The following is a 20,556-nucleotide window of genomic DNA, read 5'->3' as shown; positions in this document are numbered from 1 at the left end:
GGCTTCGCGCGGCTTTCGTCATGAACGCCGCCATTCGCTGGATTAAGTGTGGACCCTGCAAAGCCCGGCCGATGGGCATGCTCCGATAGCCGGTCATGCTCGAACCGGCAGGCGCCGGGGCGCTAGATCGTCAGTTCGATCAGCTGGCCTTCGACCCGGCCGGCCTCGAGGGTCAGATACCCCAGGCTGACCGGCAGCTTGAAACGCCTTGGCCCGGCGCTGCCCGGGTTGATGTAGAGCACATCGTCCTGCCAGAACAGCCGCGGCCGGTGGGAGTGGCCGCTGACCACCACCCGCACGCCCGGCGGCAGAGGCTTCGGCACCTCGGCCAGGACATGGCAGAGCAGCAGGTCGACGCCATCGAGCCGCACGGTGACGTGATGGGGCAATGCCCGGGCCCAATCATGGGGCTGATCGACATTGCCGAATACCGCGGTCACCGGCGCCAGGTGTCCGAGGGTGGCGAGCATCTGCGGGTCGCCGATATCACCGGCATGCAGGATGTGCGCGCAGCCCTGCAGCGCCGCCAGCGCGCCGGGACGGAGCAAACCGTGGGTGTCGGAGATCAGGCCTATTTTCATGCGTCGCTTTTCATCGAAGGCTGTCTAATGTGGTTTCGCCGTGGTGCAAGCATAGCCGGTCGCGCTCGACGATAACCGGCGCGGGCAGGCCGGTGGCATGGGCGGTCCGGGCAAAAAAAGCCGGAGTGCGTCAGGGACGACACTCCGGCGTTGTGGATCAGGCTTTGCGGGTACCGCCGCCGGAGCCTTGGGTGCCGCCTTTCTTGCCTGCGTCAGGGGTTTTTTGCCGATCGGCGGGGATGTTGCCCCCCGAGCCCTGGCCGCCGGATTTCTTGCCGGTCGGGGAGGGTTTTTGAGTGTCCTTGTTGCCCATGAGTGGGTTTTTTCCGCTGGTAGCCATTTTTTCAATCCTCGATAGTGAGCGATTTGACACCTCGCAAGATTGGGAAACAAAACTGCAAACGAAAGTTTGAAAAAGTTTCTTGCGGGACGACGAGTGGCGGGGGATCGATTGCCCGCGGGCAGTTGTCCAACATGAAGTCGGTTTATAGGGCCTGCGGGATCCAGTTGTATGTTCAATTGGAGGACCGGGGGCCTAGCGGTCTGACTGAACGACGCGTGGCATTTGCCGACTGGCTGGCCGCACTTGCGTTGGCCGCGCGCCGATGGCCAGACAACCGACCCTACTGGCCCATGCGCAAGAATGCATAAAAATAGCCTGGCGGAGACCGATATGGCTGATCAGCCGCGCAGAGTTCTGGACGAGGACCGTTTTCGCTTGCTGGTCGAAGCGGTGGTCGACTACGCGATCTACATGATCGATCCCCAGGGCATCGTCACCAGCTGGAATGCCGGCGCCAGGCGGTTCAAGGGCTACCAGGAAGCGGAAATCCTCGGCGCGCACTTTTCCTGTTTCTACACCCCCGAAGACCGCCAGGCCGGGTTGCCGGAACGCGCGTTGCACACCGCGCTCACCGAGGGGCGTTTCGAAGGCGAGGGTTGGCGGGTGCGCAAGGACGGTACGCGTTTCTGGTGCCATGTGGTGATCGACCCGATCCGCGACCCCAGCGGGCAGTTGCTGGGTTTCGCCAAGATCACCCGCGACCTGACCGAGCGCAAGATCGCCGAAGAAACCCTCAAGCAGAGCGAGCAGCAGTTTCGCCTGCTGGTGCAGAGCGTCACCGACTACGCCATCTATATGCTCGACCCCGACGGTCGGGTCAGCAGCTGGAACCTCGGCGCGCAGCGGATCAAGGGCTACCTGCCGCAGGAAATCATCGGCGAGCATTTCTCGCGCTTCTACACCGAGCAGGATCGCCTCGACGGCGTGCCCCAGCGGGCCCTGGAAATCGCCACCCGCGAGGGCCGTTTCGAGAAGCAGGGCTGGCGGGTACGCAAGGACGGTACGCAGTTCCTCGCCCATGTGATCATCGATCCGATCCGTGGCGATGCCGGTGAGCTGTTGGGGTTCGCCAAGGTCACCCGCGATATCAGCGAGACGGTCGAGGCGCAGAAGGCCCTGGAAAGTGCCCGCGAGGCGCTGTTCCAGGCGCAGAAACTGCAAGCCATCGGTCAGCTCAGCGGCGGCATCGCCCATGACTTCAACAACCTGCTGACGGTGATCCTGGGCAACCTGGAGCTGGCGCGCAAACGCATCGGCGACGACCCGAAACTCTCGCGCCTGCTGGACAATGCGGTGGTCGGCGCCGAGCGTGGGGTGTCGCTGACCCAGCGCATGCTGGCCTTTGCCCGGCGCCAGGAACTCAAGACCGAGCCCGTGGCCCTGACGCAACTGATGACCAACCTCAGAGGCTTGCTCGGCAGCTCGCTGGGGCCCCAGGTGACCATCCTCACCGAGCTGCCCGAATCCCTGCCGACGGTGCTCGCCGACGTCAACCAGCTGGAGTTGGCAGTGCTCAACCTGGCGACCAATGCCCGCGATGCGATGCCGGGCGGCGGCACCCTCGTGTTCAAGGCCGATCTGTGCGACAGCGGCCAGGCCGCCGGCGTCAACCTGCTCCATGAGCGTTATGTGCGCCTGTGCGTGATCGACAGCGGCGAAGGCATGGACGAGCAGACCCTGGCCCTGGCCGCCGATCCGTTTTTCACCACCAAGGGCGTGGGCAAGGGCACGGGTCTTGGCTTGTCGATGGTGCATGGCCTGGCCGAGCAACTGGGGGGGCGGCTGATCCTCAAGAGCCTCAAGGGGCAGGGCACCACCGCCGAGTTGTGGTTGCCCCTGGCGAGCCAGGCGACCCCCGTCGTCCCGCCTCGTTTGCCGGCTCCGGACTCGCAGCAGCAGCCTTTGTGCGTGCTGGTGGTCGACGACGACAGCCTGGTGCTGACCAGTACCACACTGCTGCTCGAAGACCTCGGGCACCAGGTGCTCTGCGCGATGTCCGGCGCCCAGGCGCTGCAACGTTTCGCCGAATACCCGGCGATCGACCTGATGATCACCGACCTGGCGATGCCGGTGATGGACGGCGGGCAACTGGCGAGCGCTGTGCGCGAGCTGCGCCCGGACCTGCCGATCATTCTCGCCAGCGGTTACGCCCAGCGCCTGGAGGGGCTGGCCGCGGCCTTGCCGCGGGTGCCCAAGCCCTACACCCAGTTGCAGTTGATCGAGGCGCTGGCGCAGGCGGTGAGACAAACGCCGTCCAGCCTCAGGACGTGCCGCTGACCGGTTGAGCTCGCCGGGCGCCGACAATCTCCAGGCGCCCTGCATTCTGCTGGCTTATCCCCTTGCCCGGTCGGGATGGCGCCGGCGTTTCTTATTGCGTTCGTAGCGGGCGAGCATCGGTTGGGTGCTCAGGCCGTGGGCCAGGATGCTCAAGGCCACCACCGACAGGGTGAGGTTGCTGCTGGCGTCGGCCAGCGCCGGGTCGAGGCCGTGGTTGAGGGCATAGAACAGGTAATAGAGGCTACCGATGCCGCGGATGCCGAACCAGCCGAGCAGCAGGCGCTGGCGGCCATCGAGCAGGCGGCCCCAGGGGATCAGCAAGACGCTGAGCGGGCGGATCAGCAGGAACAGCAGGGCGCCGACGGTCAGCGCATGCCACTCCCAATGGGCGACCAGCACCACGCCGAGCAGGGTCACCAGGAACACTTCCATGGCCCGTTCCACCAGGCCGCCGAAGGCCAGCATGTCGCCGAGCATGATGCCCGCCGCGACCTGGCTCTCCTGCAGGGCCTCGACGTCGCCATGCACCGCCTGCGCCGGATCGACATGCTGGTGGCCGACCACCGGTTGCACCAGGTGTTCGGCCGGCGCCCGGGCATGGTCGCTGGAATGCACCTCGGCCTGGCGCAACCCCAGGGCGGCGGCGAACACCGCGAGAAAACCGTAGCCGTGGATCAGTTCCGCCACCACGTAGGCCAGGGCGATCAGGGCGAAGGTCAGGTAGTCGTTCGGCGAGACCGTGCTGTCGGCATGTTTGATGCGCAGGTGCAGGGTCAGGTGGCCGAGGCCGCGGCCCATCCAGTAGCCGCTGAGCAGCCCCGCGGGTACCGCCCAGAGCAGGCTGAACACCACCCAGTCGCCGAGCCAGGCGCCGGGGTCGTCGCCCTGGCGGGTCAGCAGCAGGCCGAGGATCACGAAGGGAAACGCTACGCCGTCGTTCAGCCCGGCCTCGCCGGACAGGCCGAAGCGCACCCGGTCGTAGTCCTGGGCGTCGCTGACCTGGACCAGGGTCGCCAGCACCGGGTCGGTCGGGGCGAGGATCGCGCCGATCAGCAGCGCCGGCCCCCAGGGCATGTGCAAACCGTAGTGCAGCAGCAGACCGACCCCGGCGATCGACAGCAGCATCACCGGCCCGGCCAGGCCGAAAGCGATGCGCCAGCTGCGGCTGTTGAGCGGCAACCTGAGCTTGAGGCCGCTGACGAACAGCGAGAACAGCACCGCCACTTCGGTCAGGTGTTCCATCCAGCCCGCGGCCTGGTGGATGTCCAGTTGCAGCAGGCCGAGGCCGGCGGGGCCGATGGCGATCCCCAGCGCCAGGCAGACCACCGAGGTGGTCACGGGCATCCAGCGCAGGTAGGAGGAGGTCAGCGCGAGGATCAGCAGCACCGCGCCCAGGACCGCGACCCAGGCAATGAAGGTCATGCCGGCCTCGGGTCGCGCGCAGCGAGGCTGCCTTGGGCGTTGGCGGGCCCGGCCAGCGCGGCGGCGATCATGAGCGGGCTGGGGGCGACAGGCATGGACAGATCCTCATGAACGCGGACGTACAAGGCAGGAGCGCTCGCCAGCTCGAAGCGGCGGGCCCTCAAGCTGAAGACGCCCGCCAGGCCCGGACGTTCCACCGCGCAGCCGTACGGCAGGCGCCATGGCCATTCGTCCAGTGCTTCGCACCCGGGGCGCGGTTCGGCATCGAACAAGAACAGGCAATGCCGCCCGGACCGATACAGAGGTGCTTATGACTCGCCAGCCCGTTGATCCGCGCAACGATCCGCAGAACGATCGCACGCGCGCCCCCGAACCGCTGGAACCGCAGGACGCCCACGGGTTGCCTGGCTACCCCGGGCGGGCCGCGGCCGCGGATGAGAAAAAGCCCGCCAAGGGCCCGGCCAATCGCCCCGAGCCCGAACCGGGCGCTACTGAACCTGGCAACCAAACCCCGGAACAGGACAACGAAAAAAACGGTTGAGACCGTGGCTCGCGCCGCGACGGGGCGGCCTTGGCGCCCGGGGCAACAGGGTCAGCCGCCCGAGACTTTCCAGTGCCTGACGTCGTCGGCGAAGACCACCTGGCGCACCTCGTGGGCGATGCCGTAGGCCAGCGACTCATGGGCGGCGATGACCTTTTCCTCGGCCGACAGGCATTTGAAGATGTCCAGCTGGGTCGCCGCGTCGGCGGTTTCCAGCTCGTAGATTTTCACGTAGCGCGCCAGGTCGTTGTCCAGGCTGGAGAGGTATTCGCGCAGGCGCTGATGATCCACCGAGCTCTGGCTGAAGTACCAGTTCATCGGGTGGATCAGAAAGCGCGAATGCGGCGCGGTGATGCGCCGGTTGGCGGCGAGAAACATGATGATGCCCATCGACTCGATGTTGCCGGCGTTGATCGCGCACAGCGGCACCGGCAGCGATTTGAGAAAGGTGTAGAGGGTGAAGCCGAAGTTGGTGCTGCCGCCGGTGGTGGAAAGATTCAGCAGCAGCGAGGTGGCGCCTTGTTCGATGGCTTCCAGGCAACTGTCGCGAAAGCGCTCGGTGGTGCCCTGGTCGATCTGGCAGTGAAAATGCACGATGTGCTCGGTCATCGGACGGCCTCCCGGTGCGGGCCACGGTGCGTGACCTGGCTCTACGATTGAGCCCGGGTGGCGGCGAAAGTTTCGCTGAGCAGGTGTCTGGCCAGGAGGGCCGGGCGACCGCTCATCCATTGCCCTGCACCCCCTGGCCCGGCCCGGTGCCTAACGGAGTAGGGCCCGGATTCACCGGGCCTGCCGTGAGGTGCACCATGTCCCAGTCGATGCATGACCCCAGCGAGCCCCGCACTCCTGAACCCGACCCTCTGCAACCGGTTCGCCGGCACGACCCGGTGATCGATCCCAACGTCAACGATGATGCCGAACGCGATAAGCGGCGTGACGATGACAGGGAGCGGCCAATGATCCCCGATCTGCCGGCACCGAACGAACCGACGCCACTGTCCGATGACCGCCGCTGACCGTGACACGACGGGTGGCTGAAGGAACAGGAGATCGGGGGTGGGGGATCAGTTGCGGTCCAGCCATACCGTCTGTGCGTTGCAGAACTCGCGGACGCCGAAGTGCGACAGCTCACGGCCGAAGCCGCTTTTCTTCACGCCGCCGAAGGTCACCCGTGGATCGCTGGCGCAATAGCCGTTGATGAACACGCCGCCGGTTTCCAGCTCGGCGGTCAGGCGTTCGGCCAGGGCGACATCCCGGGTGTAAATAGTCGAGGCCAGGCCGAATTCGCTGTCGTTGGCCAGTTCCAGGGCGTGCCGGGCATCCCGGGCACTGATGATCGAGGCCACGGGGCCGAACAGTTCCTGCTTGAACGAGGTCATCCGGTCGGTGACGCCGGCCAGCACCGTCGGCAGGTAGAAGTTGCCCGGGCCCTCGGCCTTGGCGCCACCCAGCAGCAGGGTCGCGCCCTCGTCCAGGGTGGCCTGCACTTGTTCGTCCAGTTCGTCGCGCAGGTCGAAGCGCGCCATGGGGCCGATGTAGGTGGCGTCAGCCAGCGGATCGCCGACTACCAACTGGCGAGTGGCGGCGACGAACTTCTCGGTGAAGGCCTCGACCACCCCTTGCTCGACGATCAGGCGCTTGGCGGCGGCGCAGACTTGCCCGGTGTTCTGGTAGCGGCCGATGACCGCGGCCTGCACGGCGGCGTCCAGGTCGGCGTCGTTGAGCACGATAAAGGGGTCGGAACCGCCGAGTTCCAGCACGCACTTCTTCAGGGCCGCGCCGGCCTGGGCGCCGATGGCGATGCCGGCGCGCACGCTGCCGGTCAGGGTCACGGCGGCGATCCGCGGATCGGCAATCGCCCGGGAGACGCCGTCCGCGGTGACGTTGATCACCTCGAACACGCCCTGCGGGAAACCGGCGCGCTGGAAGGCTTCCAGCAGCAGGTAGGCGCTACCCATGACGTTCGGCGCATGCTTGAGCACGTAGGTATTGCCGGCGATCAGCGCCGGTACCGCGCCGCGCAGCACCTGCCAGATCGGGAAGTTCCACGGCATCACCGCAAGGATCGGGCCCAGCGGCCGGTACTCGATGCGCGCCTTGCCGCTCGGCACCGGGGCCGGCTCGGGGGCGAGCATCGCCGGGCCTTCGGCGGCGTACCACTCGCAGAGCTGGGCGCATTTTTCGATCTCGCCGCGGGCCTGGGTCATCGGCTTGCCCATTTCCAGGGTGATGCTCCGGGCCAGGGTTTCGCCGTTGTCGCGCAGGGCCTTGGCCAGGGCCAGCAACAGGACCGAGCGCTGTTCCAGGCTGCTGCGGCGCCACTGGGCGGCGGCCAAGGCGGCGCGGGCGAGGACGGCGTCCAGCGCCTCGGCGGATTCATAGGGGTAGTGGGCGATCTGCTCGCCGGTGGTGGGGTTGATCGAAAGGGCGTGGGTCTGGCTGGAAACCGGGGTCATGGCAGCGTCCTGTGGGCTGGGGAATGGCCGCAGGTTAGGCTGGTACAGGGCTTATGAAAACTGAATAATAAAGAGCCTATCTTTCACGTTTGGAGAATGAGATGGACCTGGTGCAGCTGGAAATCTTCAAGGCGGTGGCCGAGCAGGGCAGCATCAGCGCCGCGGCGCAACTCATCCATCGGGTGCCATCCAACCTGACCACGCGGATCAAGCAACTGGAGCAGGATTTGGGGGTGGAGCTGTTTATCCGCGAGAAAAGCCGCCTGCGCCTGTCGCCGGCCGGCTGGAGTTTCCTCGACTACGCCCGGCGGATTCTCGACCTGGTGCAGGAAGCGCGGCTGACGGTCGCCGGCGAAGAGCCTCAGGGCCCGTTCTCCCTCGGCTCCCTGGAGAGCACGGCGGCGGTGCGAATTCCGGCCTTGCTGGCGGCCTACAACCAGAAGCACGTCAAAGTCGAGCTGGACCTGTCCACCGGCCCCTCCGGGACCATGATCGATGGCGTGCTGTCCGGGCGCCTGACCGCGGCCTTCGTCGATGGCCCGGTGCTGCACCCGAGCCTGGAAGGCGTGCCGGTGTTCGACGAGGAAATGCTCATCATCGCGCCGCTGGGGCATGCGCCCATCACCCGCGGGCGCGACGTCAACGGCGAGAGCATCTACGCCTTTCGCGCCAACTGCTCCTACCGCCATCACTTCGAGCGCTGGTTCAGCGAGGATGGCGCGGTGCCCGGCAAGATCCACGAAATGGAGTCCTACCACGGCATGCTGGCTTGCGTCAGTGCCGGCGCCGGCCTGGCGCTGATGCCGCGCAGCATGCTCGAAAGCATGCCGGGCTGCGGCACGGTGAGCATCTGGCAGCTGGCGCAGCCGTTCCGTTTCCTGCAGACCTGGCTGATCTGGCGCCGCGGCACGGTATCGCGCAGCCTGACCCACTTCGTGCGCTTGCTGGAGGAGACGCAGCCGCAAGCTACAAGCTACGAGCGGCAAGCTTAGAGCTTAGAAGAGCTTGCAGCTTAGAGCTTGCAGCTCCTCACGAGGTTGGTACGGTCTGGTTGCGCCCCGCGCGCTTGGCCATGTACAGCGCCGAGTCGGCCTGCATCAAGAGGGTCTTGAACTCGGGCGTGGCGGGCACGCAGCTGTAGACGCCGAGGCTGATGGTCACGACGCCGCCGGGGTTGTCGACATGCTCGATCGCCAGTTCCTGTACCGCCAGGCGGATGCTTTCGGCCAGCACGTAGGCGCCGCCAGGCTCGGTGTCCGGCAGCAGCACCGCGAACTCTTCGCCGCCATAGCGCACCGCCAGGTCCGAGGGGCGCCGCACGCACTGGCTGATGGCCCGGCTGACGGCGCAGATGCAATGGTCGCCCGCCACATGGCCATAGCGGTCGTTGAAGCTCTTGAAGTGGTCGATATCGAGCATGATCAGGCTGATCGACGAGCGCTGCCGGGCCGCCCGCAGCCACTCCAGTTCCAGGTTGCGCTCCAGGTGCCGGCGGTTGGCCAGGCCGGTCAGGCCGTCCTGCAACACCAGGGTCTCCAGCACCGAGCGGGCTTTCTTCAAATGGCTTTCCACCCGCAGGCCCTTGCGCACCTGTTTGAACAACAGGATGCCGACCAGCAGATTGACGAGCAGCACCACGGCGATCATCGCGGTCAGCTGATAGGTATCGGCGCGCCAGTTGCTGAGAATGGACTCCTGGGAATTGGCCGCCGCCACCACCAGCGGGTACTTGTACAGCACCCGATAGCCGAACAGGCGGTCGACGCCGTCGATGATCGACTTGACCATGACCGTGTCGGCGGGGGCACGGGGTATGTGCACGGAGAAGATTTCGCCCCGGGCCAGGGACGCACCGATGAGCTTCTCGTCGAATGGCCGCCTGGCGATGATCGTGCCCTGGGGCAGGGCGAGAAAGATCGCGCCCTTGTCGTCGATGCTGAAACGATCGAAGAAGGTGTCGAAGTACTCCATCTTGATGGTCGCCAGCACCACGCCCTTGAAGTTGCCCTGGGCGTCGTTGACCCGGCGCGAGAAGGGGATCACCCAGTCGCCCGTGGTCTTGCTGCGCAGGGCCGCGCCGACCCTGGGGGACAGGGTTGCATTCTCGCGGTGGAACTTGAAGTAGTCGCGGTCCGAGTTGTTCGCCTTTGGCGGCTTGTAGTCGAACGAGGTGAGCACCCAGTTGCCTTCCCGGTCATAGAAGAACAGGCCGTGCAACTGTTCGGTGGTGAACACGCGCTTTTTCAGCAGCTTCTGGGTTTTTTCCAGGGCCTGGGGCGACAGGTCGTCGAGGCGCTCGATCAACTCTTCGAGGATCAGGTTGGCTTCGTCGAAGGTATCGGTCGCCTGTTGTGCCATGGACAGGGCCAGGTTGCCGGAGATCAGCCGGGCTTGCGCCAGTTCATGGGCCTTGCTGTTGATGACCTGGATGCCATAGATGCTGAGAATCGACACCGCGACCACCATCAGGAAGGCGATGGTGACCGCCAGTGCGGGAAGTCGTTTCGACTCCAGGGCAATATCTTCGGGGCTGATGTCGGGTTTTCCGTCCATGGTGTTCCTTGTCTTGCCGGGAGTGAAACAGGGCTGTCGTCGGGCTCCTCGATGACAGCTGCGGCTCGTTGAAAAAGTTGCCAGGGCCTTAGCCACGATAGCTCAGGGCTTCCCACCGCAAGATAAAAAACAGGGCGCTCGCCGGCAGTGCGCCCTGCAGGGGCCGGTTCATGCGCTGGGCTGGGCCGGTGGCTCGCCAGCCGCCTTGTCCTGGCTGTCGCTGATCAGCATCAGGTTCTGCGGCGACGACAGGGCGATGCCCACTTCGCGCAGGCGCCCGAGGATGGTGAACAGCAGGTCGCTGCGGGCACCGGACACCGAGCGCGGGCTGCCGACGTAGCCGCTGACGCTGATGATCAGGCCATTGCTGGTCAGGTCCTTGAACGATACCGAGGTCGCCGGCGCCTTGAGAATCGCCTCGTGCTCGGCATAGGCCTGCAGCAACAGCTCGCGCACCTGCAGCACATCGGTTTCCAGGGGCAGGGTGAGGGTGATGCCGACCACGCCCAGGGCGTTGTCCATGGTTACGTTGCGCACGTTCTGCGAGATGAACTGCGAGTTCGGCACGATCACCGTGGAGCGGTCGGACATCTGGATTTCCGTGGCGCGCACGTTGATCCGCCGGATATCGCCCTCGACCCCGGCCAGGCTGACCCAGTCGCCGACCTTCACCGGCCGCTCGGTGAGCAGGATCAACCCGGAAATGAAGTTCTGCACGATGGCCTGCAGGCCGAAACCGATACCCACCGACAGGGCGCTGACCACCCAGGTCAGGTTGGTCAGGTTGATCCGCAGGGTCGACATCACCACGATCGCCAGCAGGACAAAGCCGATGTAGCCGACCAGGGTCACCAGTGAGGCACGCATGCCGGCGTCCATGTTGGTTTCCGGCAGCAGCCGCTCGCTCAGCCAGCGCTTGAGCACACGCACGGCGAACATGCCGCCGACCAGGAACGCCGCCGCCAGCAGCAGGTCCTGGGGCACGATGTTGAGATTGCCCAGGGACCGGCCGCTGACATCCAGCTGGGCAAAGCCTTCCAGCAGTTCCCCCGGGCTCGACCCGGACGGCATGAAGGCCAGCAGCGCCGCGGTGAACAGCAGCAGGGTCCGGCCGATGCCCGCCAGCACGGTGGTGGCCTGGGCCTGGTGGCGCGGCGACAGGCCCAGGGCCGCCGCCAGCGCCAGGCCGCCGGGCTGCTTGGGCGACAGCAGGGTTTCGCAGAGGTCGCCGAAGCAGGCGATCAGCAGGTAGGCGCTGGTGGTCACCACGCTGATCCACAGCAGCTTGACGGTGAGGAAGTACGCCAGGCTCAGGTAGCCGCTGAGCAGCGACAGCAGGATCACCGCGACCCAGACCGCCACGATGAAGGGCAGCAGCCCGGCGATGCCGGTGGGGCGCTCCAGCTCGAAGCGCCGGCGGGTACGGCGATGGCGCAGCAGGGCGAAGAAAAAGATCAGCGCGGTGACCAGCGCCGTCAGGCCGTTGACCGCCACGGTCAGGGCCAGGCTGCTGGCGATCACGCTGTTGATCCGTTCCTCGCCGGCGGTGAGCAGCAGCGCCAGCGCGAGGATCAGCGGGAACGGCCCCAGGGCCGTGGCGATCTGATCGGGAATCGGCGGCAGGCGCCAGGACGGCCGCGACAACATCAACATGGCGCGGCCGAGGCCGACGATGAAGGAGCAGAAAATCAGCAGGGTCAGCCACTGGCTGATCAGGTTGAGCACATCGGCGCTCAGGGTCGCACTGTTGACCAGTCCCCAGCGCAGCAGCGAGGCGGCGGCATTGATGGTGACGATGGTCGCCAGCCCCACGGTCAGCGCCAGGGCGCTGCGGCGCAGGCGGCCTTCGGGCAGCCAGCGGATCATCGACCAGATCGCCAGGCGTTCCAGCAGGCGCCGGCCGACCACCCAGATCAGCGCCGCGATGACCAGCGTGGTGATGAACAGCCCGCGATTGCCGGGGGCCAGTGCCGTATCGAACGCGGTCCAGACTTCGTCGGAGAGGCGGTTCAGGCGCCTGAGGTCATCCTCGGTCGGGCGGATCAGCGTGGACCAGAAGGCCGGGCTGAGGGGGCTCGCCGAGCGGGTGCTGATCTGCGAATTGAACAGGCTGCGCCGCAGGTTGATGATCTGCGCGGCGAGGTCGCGGCCGGACTGGCTGAGCAGGTTGGCCTGGCGCTCTTCGTCGAGCAGGTTGTCCTTCTGCGCGCTCAGCACCTGGCGCTGGCTGGTCAGGCTGGGCGCTTCGTCGGGCAACGGTGGGCCGAGGACCTTGAGTTGGTCGTCCAGGCGCTCGATATCGGTAGCGCGCAGGGCGATCAGGCTGTCGGCCTGCTTCTGCACTTGCAGCGCGGCCTGGCGCAGGTCCGAGAGCAGGTCGTCGTTACCGCTCGCCGACACGCTCTGGCGGATCAGCTCCAGCCGGTCGTTGAGCTGCTCGAGATCCGCGCCCTCGGCCAGCAGCGGCAGCTGATTGCGGGCAACACTCTGCGGCCCGGACGCCGGGGCCGCGAAGGCCGGCAGCGCAATACACAGCAACAGGGCCAACAGCCCCATCCCCCAGCGGTTCTGTCTCACTCGCCGCATCTGTCATGTCCTCTTTTGCTGTTCACCAGCCCTGACGAGCATAGACCGCGCCCTCCCGGCATAAATTCCCCGGTGGGCGGCCCGCTGCCGTGGCGATCAGGGTGGCGCAGCATGCCGGTTTACGCGGCGTTCGAGAACGGGGGCAGTGAAAAAATCCCTAAGGGGAAACCAGGCTGCTCAGCGCCGGCCGCCGCGATAGGCCCCCGGTGGCAGCCCGGTCCACTGTTTGAAGGCGCGCTGAAAGGCGCTGGGTTCCGAGTAGCCCAGGCGTTCGGCCAATTTGGCGACGCTCACCGAGCCGCGGGCGAGCAGGGTGCAGGCCAGGTCCCGGCGCAATTCATCGCGCACCCCGAGGAAGGTCACGCCGAGCGCCGCCAGGCGGCGGGCCAGGGTCTGCCGCGAAATGCCCAGGGCCCTGGCCGCCTCGAGTTCCGACAGTCCGGCAAAGGGCTCGGCGGCGCACAGCAAGGCGCGCAGGTGGGCTTCGAAACTGGCCAGCGGGCCGGGGGCGATCACCGCCGGCAACAGGTGGCGGGCGAAGCGCGCCGCCTCCGCCGGCCGGCGCATCAGCGGCGCCTGCAGGTTTACCGCCGGCAGCTCCAGCCATGCCTGCGTGGCGAAAGCCGGTTGGCGGCCGAACAGAAAGCGCGTTTGCGCGGTGAAGGCGCCGAGGTGCCCGGGCAGGACGATCCGCCGCAGCGGCAGGGTTTCGCCAGTGAGCCAGCTGCCGGTGTGCCAGAGCGCCAACAGCAGCATATGCGGCCAGAGCACCGAGTCGGTTTGCGCCCCGGGGCGCGGCGTCAGCACCAGGCGGGCAATCCTGGCGTGCTTTTCCAGGCGCCAGGGCGGCGAATCGTCGAACAGCTTGTAGAAGCGCGCGGCCTCTTCGAAGGCATCGGCCAGGGTCGGCAGGTGCACCAGCAGCCGCAGCAATTGCTCGAAGCTGCCCGGCGGCACGGTGCGGGCGAAGAAACCCAAGGCTTCGTCGGCGCCGACGCCCACGGCCAGGCGACTCAAGGCGCGGTAGTTGAGCGGCGCCACGCGATAGCCGTCGCGCAGGGCTTCCCTGGGCAAGTCGCAGCGCTCGAGCAGCGCGGCGCGTGCGTCGGCGTCGAGACGCAGTTGCCCCAGCATCTCGCGCACAAAACGCGCGGGAATGGTCGGGGCGACGATCCAATGCGGGTAGGGGCGGGTCATGTCAGTTGAGGCAAAGCGTCATTGGCGGCCACTCCGGCGTCCTGCAGATTGATGCGACCCACTCCCAGGAGCCAGTCGATGACAACCACAACTTTGCCCGAGCGGCACGACTACATGAGCAGCGGATGTGCCAGGACCTATAGGTCGACCGCCGGTACCCAGCCCGCCGTGCCCGCGGCGCAACTCGACGAGCTGATGGCCCGCCTGCAACGCGACGGCTTCGTGGTGCTCGAACGGCTGTTCGATGAGCAGCAGGTTAGTCGCATGCGCGAGGATCTGCTGGGACGTTTCTGCCAGACCGGGCGCAACTCGTTCGAGGGCGCACGCACCCAGCGGTTGTATGCGGTGATTGCGAAAACGCGGGTCTGCGATGGGCTGGTGGAGCATCCGCTGATACTGGGCCTGCTGGACCGACTCCTGGCGCCCAATTACCTGCTGTCGCAGCTGCAGGCGATCAATATCCTGCCGGGCGAGTGCGCCCAGCACCTGCATTACGACGATGCCTTCTATCCCATGGCCCGCCCGCGGCCGGCCTATGGCGCGGCGACGATCATGGCCCTGGACGACTTCACCGGCGACAACGGCGCCACCGTGGTGATTCCCGGCAGCCATCTGTGGGACGGGCGCCTGCCCACCGCCGCCGAACAGGCCGCCGTGCTGCCGGTGGTCATGCCCAAGGGCTCGGTGGTGTTTTTCCTCGGCACCCTCTGGCACGGCGGCGGCGCCAATCGCAGCGGCGCGCCACGCCTGGCGCTGACGGCGCAGTACTGCGAACCCTGGGCGCGCCAGCAGGAGAACTTCATCCTGTCGACACCGCGCCACGTCGCCCGGCAATGCAGCGAACACATCCAGCGCATGCTCGGTTACTCGATCCACGCGCCGTTCATGGGCATGGTCAATGGCATGCACCCCAAGCGCATGCTCGAAGAGCCGCAGGGGCGCTGAGTGCTGCCAGGCCGAGGGGCTCAGTTGCCATCGGCGACCTTCCTTTCTATCTCGGCGATTTTCCTGGCGATGTCCTCGGCCTCCTGCTCATTGCCTTGCGCAGGGCCAGGCGTGGCGGCGTCATCGAGGCCATGGCTCTGTTCTTCCTCGTCGCCAGGGTCCGGCTGCCCGGGGCGTTCTTCGGGGGCGGTCCCAGAGGCCGATGTGGATGCTTTCGGATAGTGCGATTCAGGATTCATGCTGGGGCCCTCGCTGGGGTTCTTCATCGCCAAGGGGGAGGTCTATACCCCGAAAGGAAAGGTGTCTTCTTCATGACTGAGACCGCTCGCCACCGGCAGGGGGGTAACGGCACCGGTCGTTTCATGCCAGACCAGCGCATCGAACTGCTCGCCCAGCACCGCCTGGAAATAATGGCTCTGGCGCTCCGTCGCGGGCCGGTAGATGACGCCGATCGCCCGCTCCAGCAGCGGTTCGGATAGCGCCTGGCGCAGGTCTTCGCGCTCGGGGGCGCGCCAGTCGGTCAGCGAGGCGGGAATGCCCGCCTGGAGAAACTGCTGCTCCCAGCTGTCCGCAAGGGAAGGCCGCACCTCCTTGATCCCCATGTCACCGTCCCAGTTATCGGCGGCTACCACCTGGCCGCGGTCGGTGCTCATGCCGATCAGCACGGCAGCGTCGCCGTAGGCCGTGCGGCACAGCTGGCCGATGTTGAATTCGCCGCGCCAGCCCATGTCGGTCGCCGCTGCGTTGCCGATGTGCGAGTTATGCGCCCAGACCACCGCCTTGGCACCCGCGCCGCGGTGCGCGAGCAAGGTCTGCAAGGTATCGAACATGTGCTTGTCGCGCAGGTTCCAGGAGGCGGCCGAGCTTCGGTACATGGCCCGGTAGTACTGTTCGGCAGAGCGTACGACCCGGGCATTCTGAGTGGCGCTGAAGAGCGCTTCAGGGTTGCTGGCAAGGCGTTCGCTCAACAAGGTGTTCAACTGCTGGACCACTGCTTCTTCGCAGGAAACCTCGTGCCCGCGCTCGACGAAATGGCCATACAGCGCCGGGTCGTCCTGCCAGGGCGTCAGGCAGCCATAACGGTGACGGGCTTCATGCGCCAGCCGGGCGTCGGTGCGATCGAGGTAGGCCAGTACTTCGCTGATGGAGTTGCGCAGGCTGTAGACATCCAGCCCACGAAACTCGACGCGCTGCTGCGCGGGCAGGGGGCGATTGTGGCGGTGCAGCCAACGGATGAAGTCGCACACCTCGACGTTGCGCCACATCCAGCTCGGAAAGCGGCTGAACGCCTGCTGCCCGGCGGTGGACGGGCCGAGGTCGCGCACATGCCGGTCGATGTGCCCGGCGTCGGGCCAGTCGGCCTCAATGGCGACGATGCTGAAGCCGTGCTGGGTGATCAGCCGTTGGCTGATGGCCGCGCGGGTTCGATAGAACTCACGGGTGCCGTGGCTGGCTTCGCCGATCAGCACCACCCTGGCATCCGCATAACGGTCGAACAGCTCGCCGAAAGCCGCGGATTCGAGTGGGGGCAGGGGTTCAGCGTAGCGGCGCAGCAGCGCCTGGAGCCTACTGACGGGCTCCTTGCCACGCCCGGAGATCTCCTGCCGGCCTTTGCGTGGGTTCATGGCGCAGCCTCCTTCCAGGCAGAGGATCTGAATTGCCAGGGTCGATACAGAGAAGACGTCGCCGAAGAGAGGGTGTTCCCGCCTGGGGACCGAAGGTCGGCCAGTCAACTCCTGGATGCCATCAGCCCACCGGTAAACACCGGCTGTGGCCAGGATTTCAATGGGCCTTGGCCACGACCTGCAGCTTATGAGCGGGCCATCGAAGAAGCGGTGGTGCAAAGGGTCGCCGCGTCTCTGGACGATGGCGAAGCTATTTTGGAGGACCGGTTATTACCTGTTCGTGGCGTCGCTCATAAGCTGGGTCCGTCGACCAAAGGCCAGTTGTTCAAGGCCTGGTCAGCGTTTCTGAACCTGCAAGAGAAGCACACGAGAATGAAAAGACTGCACAAGAAAATCGCCCTGGTCACCGGTTCGTCCAAAGGCATCGGCGCCGCCATCGCCAAGCAGCTGGCCAGGGACGGCGCCACGGTGATCGTCAACTACAGCCGCGGTCGCGAAGAGGCCGGGCGGGTGGTCGAAGAGGTCCTGCAGGCGGGCGGTCGCGCCCATGCCATCCAGGCGGATGTCGCCAATGCCCTGGAAGTGAAGGCGCTGTTCAAGGCCATTGTCCATGAGCACGGCCATCTCGATATCCTGGTGAACAACGCCGGCGTCTATTCCACCGCGCCCCTGGCCGAGATCGATGAGCAGGAGTTCCACCGCCAGTTCAACCTCAACGTCCTGGGCCTGATTCAGTGCACCCGCGAAGCGGTCGGCGTGTTCAACCCGGACGGCGGCAGCATCGTCAACATCAGCTCCAGCGTCACCTCGTTCACCCCGGCCCATTCGACGGTCTACACCGCCTCCAAAGGCGCGGTGGACGCCATCACCAGGACCCTGGCCAATGAACTGGGGCCGAAGAACATCCGGGTCAACTCGGTCAACCCCGGGCTGGTGGTCACCGAAGGCGTGCATGCCAGCGGCTTTTTCGAGGATGCCTTCCGGCAGAAGATCGAAGCCATCACACCTTTGGGGCGGATCGGCAAGCCCGAGGACATCGCCCCCGCGGTGGCCTTCCTCGCGTCCAGTGATGCCGGGTGGATCACCGGCGAAATCCTGGTGATCGGCGGCGGTCTGCACTAAACCTTGGAATCAGCCTTGGAATCAGCCTCGACGGCGGCCGACTGCTCGCGCTGGTACTGGCGTGGCGAGTGCGACATGACCCGCTTGAACGCGGTGCTGAAGGCGCTCTCCGATTCATAGCCCAGGGAAAACGCGATGGTCGCCACCGAGTCGCTGGAGTTTCTCAGGCGATCGCCGGCCAGCAGCATGCGCCAGTGGGTCAGGTATTCCATCGGCGCGGCGCCGACGATCTGTTTGAAGCGCAGGGCAAAGGCCGAGCGCGACATGGCCGCCAGCCGCGCCAGTTGCTCGACCGTCCAGCGTCGCGCCGGGGCGGCGTGCAGGGCGCTCAGGGCGGCGCTGAGGTTGCGGTCCGCCAGGCCGAAAAACCAGCCCATGGCATCGCGGTCCAGGCCGTTGCGTTCCAGGGCAGCGAGGTGGGCCCGCAGCACCTCGACCAGCATGATGTGCGCCAGGTGTTCGTTCATCAGCGAGCGGCCGGGCCGCTGCTGTTGCAGCTCGGCGGCAAAGCGTTCCAGCGCCCAGCGCAGGATCGACGCCTGCGGCGAGTGGCCCTGCACATGCACCAGCGAGGGCAGGGTACTGAGCAGGAACCGGGTGGGAATACCGGTGAAGTCGAAACGCCCGCCCACCAGTTGCACATCGTCGCCGCCGTAATCGAGGGTGAGTTCGTCCGGGGCCGGGGTTTGAAAGAAGCCTGCGGAATCCATGGCCGGCACGGACAGATCGCTGGACAAGGTAAAGGGCAGGCCCCGGGTCATCAGGAAACAATCGCCTTGCTGGAGGTGCTGCGGCGCTTGTTCGCCACTGACCTTGACCCAGCAGCTGCCCTTGACCACGGCCGTGAACTTGATGCCGGCCCGGCTGGGAAAGTCGAAGGCCCAGTCGCCGCCCAGCTTCAAGGCCGCCGAATGGTAGTTACGGATTCTCAGCAGCGAAAGGACACCGGAAAGCGGATCCATGGGGCACCTTTTTGGACGATTGGCAAATTTGAACCAACTTTAGCATGCCGATAATCCTGGAGCGGGGCTGCCAGGAGGAAATCCTCGGTCCAGGGTTGTCGCCGAAAATCATTGCCCGCGGCCCTGAAAGAACACGTCGCCGATCACCCCGAACACGGTGCTTTTCAGGGCATTGTCCAGTTCCACCCAGGCCAGGCCGGTGGTCGCCCGGTAGTCCCCAAGCTCCAGGGGGCGGACCACGACGTTGGCGGGTACTGCGCGCCCGGCGTGGGCGGGCAGCAAGCCAATGCCGAGCCCGGCGGACACCAGGGCGAGCATGGTGGTGAACTCGCCCAGTTCCGCGGCGACTTCCAGTTGCCGGCCATGGCTGTTCAGCACTTGCATCAGTTGATCGTGAAAGCCCGGGGCGTAACGCCTGGCCAGGATCAACACCGGCAGTTGCGCCAGCGCCGCCGGTTGCAGGGTGGCGCACGAGGCCAGCGGATGATCGCTGGGCAGTGCGACCATGAAACGCTCCTGCAACACCTCGCGGGTCTGGATGCCGGGAATGATCGCCGGCAGGCGCATCAGGCCGAAGTCCAGCTGGCCGTTTTTCAGCGCCGCGGCCTGGTCCGGCCCCGGCATGTCCTTGAGTTCCAGCTCGATGCGCGGGAAGCGCTGATGCAGGGCGCGGATCAGCGTCGGCAGGAACTCCGGCAGTACCGAGGAAACGAACCCCAGGCGCACGCGGCCGATTTCCCCACGGCCCGAAGCCCTGGCCACATCCATCGCGTGAGCCGCCTGATGCAAGGTCGCACGGGCCTCGGGCAGGAAGATCGCCCCGACCTCGGTCAGTGCCACGGCGTGGCGGTTGCGTTCGAACAGGCGCACGCCCAATTCCTCCTCCAGCAGCTTGATCTGCATGCTCAAGGCCGGCTGGACGATGGCCAGCCGTTGCGCCGCGCGGCCGAAATGCAGCTCTTCTGCCAGGGTCACGAACGAGCGCAGGTGTTTGATTTCCATCGGGCGACTCCAGGCTGAAAACGATTCGAGGCACTGATCACGAGGATTGATTACCAGATCACCAATGACGATTGGACAGCACCCGCCAGCTGCGTTGAAGTGCCCGCAAGGCCCATTTAAAAAACAGCGGCCGTCTTGCGGAGAAAAGCATGTCATTCAATCCCGGTTGTTTCCAGCTGGATGGGAGAAGGGCCCTGATCACCGGTTCAGGCAAGGGTATTGGCCTGGAACTGGCCCGGGGCCTGGGCGCCGCCGGCGCCAAGGTGGTGATCAACGATCGTAATAGAGACAAGGCCCAGGCCGCTGCCCGGCAGTTGCGCGACGAGGGCATCGGCGCGGAGATCGCGGTGTTCGACGTCACCGATCGCGCCGGGCTGTTCGAGGCCATAGACACCTTCGAGACGCAGGTCGGGGCCATCGACATCCTGGTGAACAACGCCGGCATCCAGCGGCGCGCACCGCTGGAGGATTTCGCCGCCGAGGACTGGCACGCGCTGATGCGGGTCAACCTGGACGGGGTGTTCCATGTGTCCCAGGCCGTGGCGCGGCACATGATCGGCCGGCGCCGCGGCAAGATCATCAACATCTGCTCGGTGCAGAGCACACTGGCCCGGCCGAGCATCGCCCCGTACGCGGCGTCCAAGGGCGCGGTGAAGATGCTCACCCAAGGCATGTGCGCCGAATGGGCGCGCCATGGCATCCAGGCCAACGGCCTGGCCCCGGGCTATTTCGCGACCGAAATGAACCGGGCGCTGATCGACGACCAGGGTTTTTCCCAATGGCTGTGCAAACGCACGCCGGCCGGGCGCTGGGGCCGGGTCGAGGAGCTGTGCGGCACGGCGGTGTTCCTGGCCTCGGCGGCCTCGGACTTCATCAATGGCCAGACGATCTTTGTCGACGGAGGATTGACCAGCGTCGTTTGAGCCCCGCACCCATACCTGAAA

Annotated in this window: 19 protein-coding genes; 7 read left to right on the top strand and 12 right to left on the bottom strand. The window is 66.1% G+C overall.

Features of this window, described 5'->3' with window-relative positions; genetic code table 11:
* Nucleotides 1–122 precede the first annotated feature (122 nt).
* Together CXQ81_RS17990 and CXQ81_RS31235 are read right to left on the bottom strand one after the other, a co-directional pair.
* Nucleotides 123–581: a metallophosphoesterase family protein gene (locus CXQ81_RS17990; RefSeq protein WP_101338050.1), complete on the bottom strand. Its 459-nt coding sequence runs from the start codon at nt 579–581 to the stop codon at nt 123–125.
* 157 nt (nt 582–738) lie between these two features.
* Nucleotides 739–894, bottom strand: coding sequence for a general stress protein (locus tag CXQ81_RS31235; protein ID WP_371860833.1), 156 nt, complete (start codon nt 892–894; stop codon nt 739–741).
* A gap of 360 nt (nt 895–1,254) precedes the next feature.
* Between CXQ81_RS31235 and CXQ81_RS17985 the strand changes: the two genes are divergently transcribed.
* Complete coding sequence (locus CXQ81_RS17985; protein ID WP_101339434.1) at nt 1,255–3,201, top strand: PAS domain-containing sensor histidine kinase; 1,947 nt, start codon at nt 1,255–1,257, stop codon at nt 3,199–3,201.
* A 54-nt stretch (nt 3,202–3,255) separates the two neighbouring features.
* Here the strand turns inward: CXQ81_RS17985 and CXQ81_RS17980 are convergent, their stop codons facing one another.
* A complete protein-coding gene (locus tag CXQ81_RS17980) occupies nt 3,256–4,623 on the bottom strand; it encodes a sodium:proton antiporter (protein WP_101338049.1) in 1,368 nt (455 codons plus the stop codon).
* A gap of 310 nt (nt 4,624–4,933) precedes the next feature.
* Between CXQ81_RS17980 and CXQ81_RS17970 the strand changes: the two genes are divergently transcribed.
* Entirely contained in the window at nt 4,934–5,164 is a 231-nt protein-coding gene (locus tag CXQ81_RS17970) for a hypothetical protein (protein WP_101338047.1), read from the top strand.
* Nucleotides 5,165–5,215: 51 nt separating this feature from the next.
* Here the strand turns inward: CXQ81_RS17970 and CXQ81_RS17965 are convergent, their stop codons facing one another.
* On the bottom strand, nt 5,216–5,773 hold the full coding sequence (locus CXQ81_RS17965) for an ATP-dependent Clp protease proteolytic subunit (RefSeq protein ID WP_007925475.1): 558 nt from the start codon (nt 5,771–5,773) through the stop codon (nt 5,216–5,218).
* Between the two features lie 197 nt (nt 5,774–5,970).
* On the opposite strand from CXQ81_RS17965, the gene CXQ81_RS17960 reads away from it, so the two are divergent.
* A complete protein-coding gene (locus tag CXQ81_RS17960) occupies nt 5,971–6,180 on the top strand; it encodes a hypothetical protein (RefSeq protein WP_101338046.1) in 210 nt (69 codons plus the stop codon).
* A gap of 48 nt (nt 6,181–6,228) precedes the next feature.
* Here the strand turns inward: CXQ81_RS17960 and CXQ81_RS17955 are convergent, their stop codons facing one another.
* The gene (locus CXQ81_RS17955) at nt 6,229–7,620 is read right to left on the bottom strand and encodes an aldehyde dehydrogenase family protein (protein WP_101338045.1); all 1,392 of its coding nucleotides are present in this window, start codon (nt 7,618–7,620) and stop codon (nt 6,229–6,231) included.
* 101 nt (nt 7,621–7,721) lie between these two features.
* Between CXQ81_RS17955 and CXQ81_RS17950 the strand changes: the two genes are divergently transcribed.
* A complete protein-coding gene (locus CXQ81_RS17950; protein WP_101338044.1) occupies nt 7,722–8,612 on the top strand; it encodes a LysR family transcriptional regulator in 891 nt (296 codons plus the stop codon).
* Nucleotides 8,613–8,649: 37 nt separating this feature from the next.
* On the opposite strand, the gene CXQ81_RS17945 is transcribed toward CXQ81_RS17950, so the two are convergent.
* The 3 genes from CXQ81_RS17945 to CXQ81_RS17935 form a co-directional block, all read right to left on the bottom strand.
* A complete protein-coding gene (locus tag CXQ81_RS17945; RefSeq protein ID WP_101338043.1) occupies nt 8,650–10,173 on the bottom strand; it encodes a sensor domain-containing diguanylate cyclase in 1,524 nt (507 codons plus the stop codon).
* 168 nt (nt 10,174–10,341) lie between these two features.
* Entirely contained in the window at nt 10,342–12,759 is a 2,418-nt protein-coding gene (locus CXQ81_RS17940; protein WP_101338042.1) for a DUF3772 domain-containing protein, read from the bottom strand.
* A 177-nt stretch (nt 12,760–12,936) separates the two neighbouring features.
* Complete coding sequence (locus CXQ81_RS17935; protein WP_101338041.1) at nt 12,937–13,956, bottom strand: AraC family transcriptional regulator; 1,020 nt, start codon at nt 13,954–13,956, stop codon at nt 12,937–12,939.
* Between the two features lie 78 nt (nt 13,957–14,034).
* On the opposite strand from CXQ81_RS17935, the gene CXQ81_RS17930 reads away from it, so the two are divergent.
* Nucleotides 14,035–14,901: a phytanoyl-CoA dioxygenase family protein gene (locus CXQ81_RS17930; protein WP_101338040.1), complete on the top strand. Its 867-nt coding sequence runs from the start codon at nt 14,035–14,037 to the stop codon at nt 14,899–14,901.
* Nucleotides 14,902–14,921: 20 nt separating this feature from the next.
* Here CXQ81_RS17930 and CXQ81_RS17925 read toward each other — a convergent pair whose 3' ends face one another.
* Both CXQ81_RS17925 and CXQ81_RS17920 read right to left on the bottom strand, forming a co-directional pair.
* Nucleotides 14,922–15,140, bottom strand: a complete 219-nt coding sequence (locus CXQ81_RS17925; RefSeq protein ID WP_101339433.1) for a hypothetical protein — start codon at nt 15,138–15,140, stop codon at nt 14,922–14,924.
* Nucleotides 15,141–15,182: 42 nt separating this feature from the next.
* Nucleotides 15,183–16,526 (bottom strand): erythromycin esterase family protein, encoded by a 1,344-nt coding sequence (locus CXQ81_RS17920; protein WP_101338039.1) that lies wholly within the window; start codon nt 16,524–16,526, stop codon nt 15,183–15,185.
* Nucleotides 16,527–16,898: 372 nt separating this feature from the next.
* Between CXQ81_RS17920 and CXQ81_RS17915 the strand changes: the two genes are divergently transcribed.
* Nucleotides 16,899–17,648 carry an SDR family NAD(P)-dependent oxidoreductase gene (locus tag CXQ81_RS17915; protein WP_101338038.1) on the top strand — a complete coding sequence of 250 codons (750 nt, stop codon included), beginning with the start codon at nt 16,899–16,901 and terminating at the stop codon, nt 17,646–17,648.
* Here CXQ81_RS17915 and CXQ81_RS17910 read toward each other — a convergent pair.
* Both CXQ81_RS17910 and CXQ81_RS17905 read right to left on the bottom strand, forming a co-directional pair.
* Nucleotides 17,645–18,610 carry an AraC family transcriptional regulator gene (locus CXQ81_RS17910; RefSeq protein WP_101338037.1) on the bottom strand — a complete coding sequence of 322 codons (966 nt, stop codon included), beginning with the start codon at nt 18,608–18,610 and terminating at the stop codon, nt 17,645–17,647. The genes CXQ81_RS17915 and CXQ81_RS17910 overlap by 4 nt on opposite strands.
* 108 nt (nt 18,611–18,718) lie before the next feature.
* On the bottom strand, nt 18,719–19,612 hold the full coding sequence (locus tag CXQ81_RS17905; RefSeq protein ID WP_053261271.1) for a LysR family transcriptional regulator: 894 nt from the start codon (nt 19,610–19,612) through the stop codon (nt 18,719–18,721).
* 149 nt (nt 19,613–19,761) lie between these two features.
* Here CXQ81_RS17905 and CXQ81_RS17900 point away from each other — a divergent pair, with 149 nt between their 5' ends.
* The gene (locus CXQ81_RS17900; RefSeq protein WP_101338036.1) at nt 19,762–20,535 is read left to right on the top strand and encodes an SDR family NAD(P)-dependent oxidoreductase; all 774 of its coding nucleotides are present in this window, start codon (nt 19,762–19,764) and stop codon (nt 20,533–20,535) included.
* The last annotated feature ends 21 nt before the right edge of the window (nt 20,536–20,556 follow it).

Source organism: Pseudomonas sp. 09C 129, from assembly GCF_002843625.1.
Lineage (GTDB): Bacteria > Pseudomonadota > Gammaproteobacteria > Pseudomonadales > Pseudomonadaceae > Aquipseudomonas > Aquipseudomonas chlororaphis.
The sequence above is the reverse complement of the archived record's forward strand: the minus strand, read 5'-3'. Positions and strand labels throughout refer to the sequence as shown.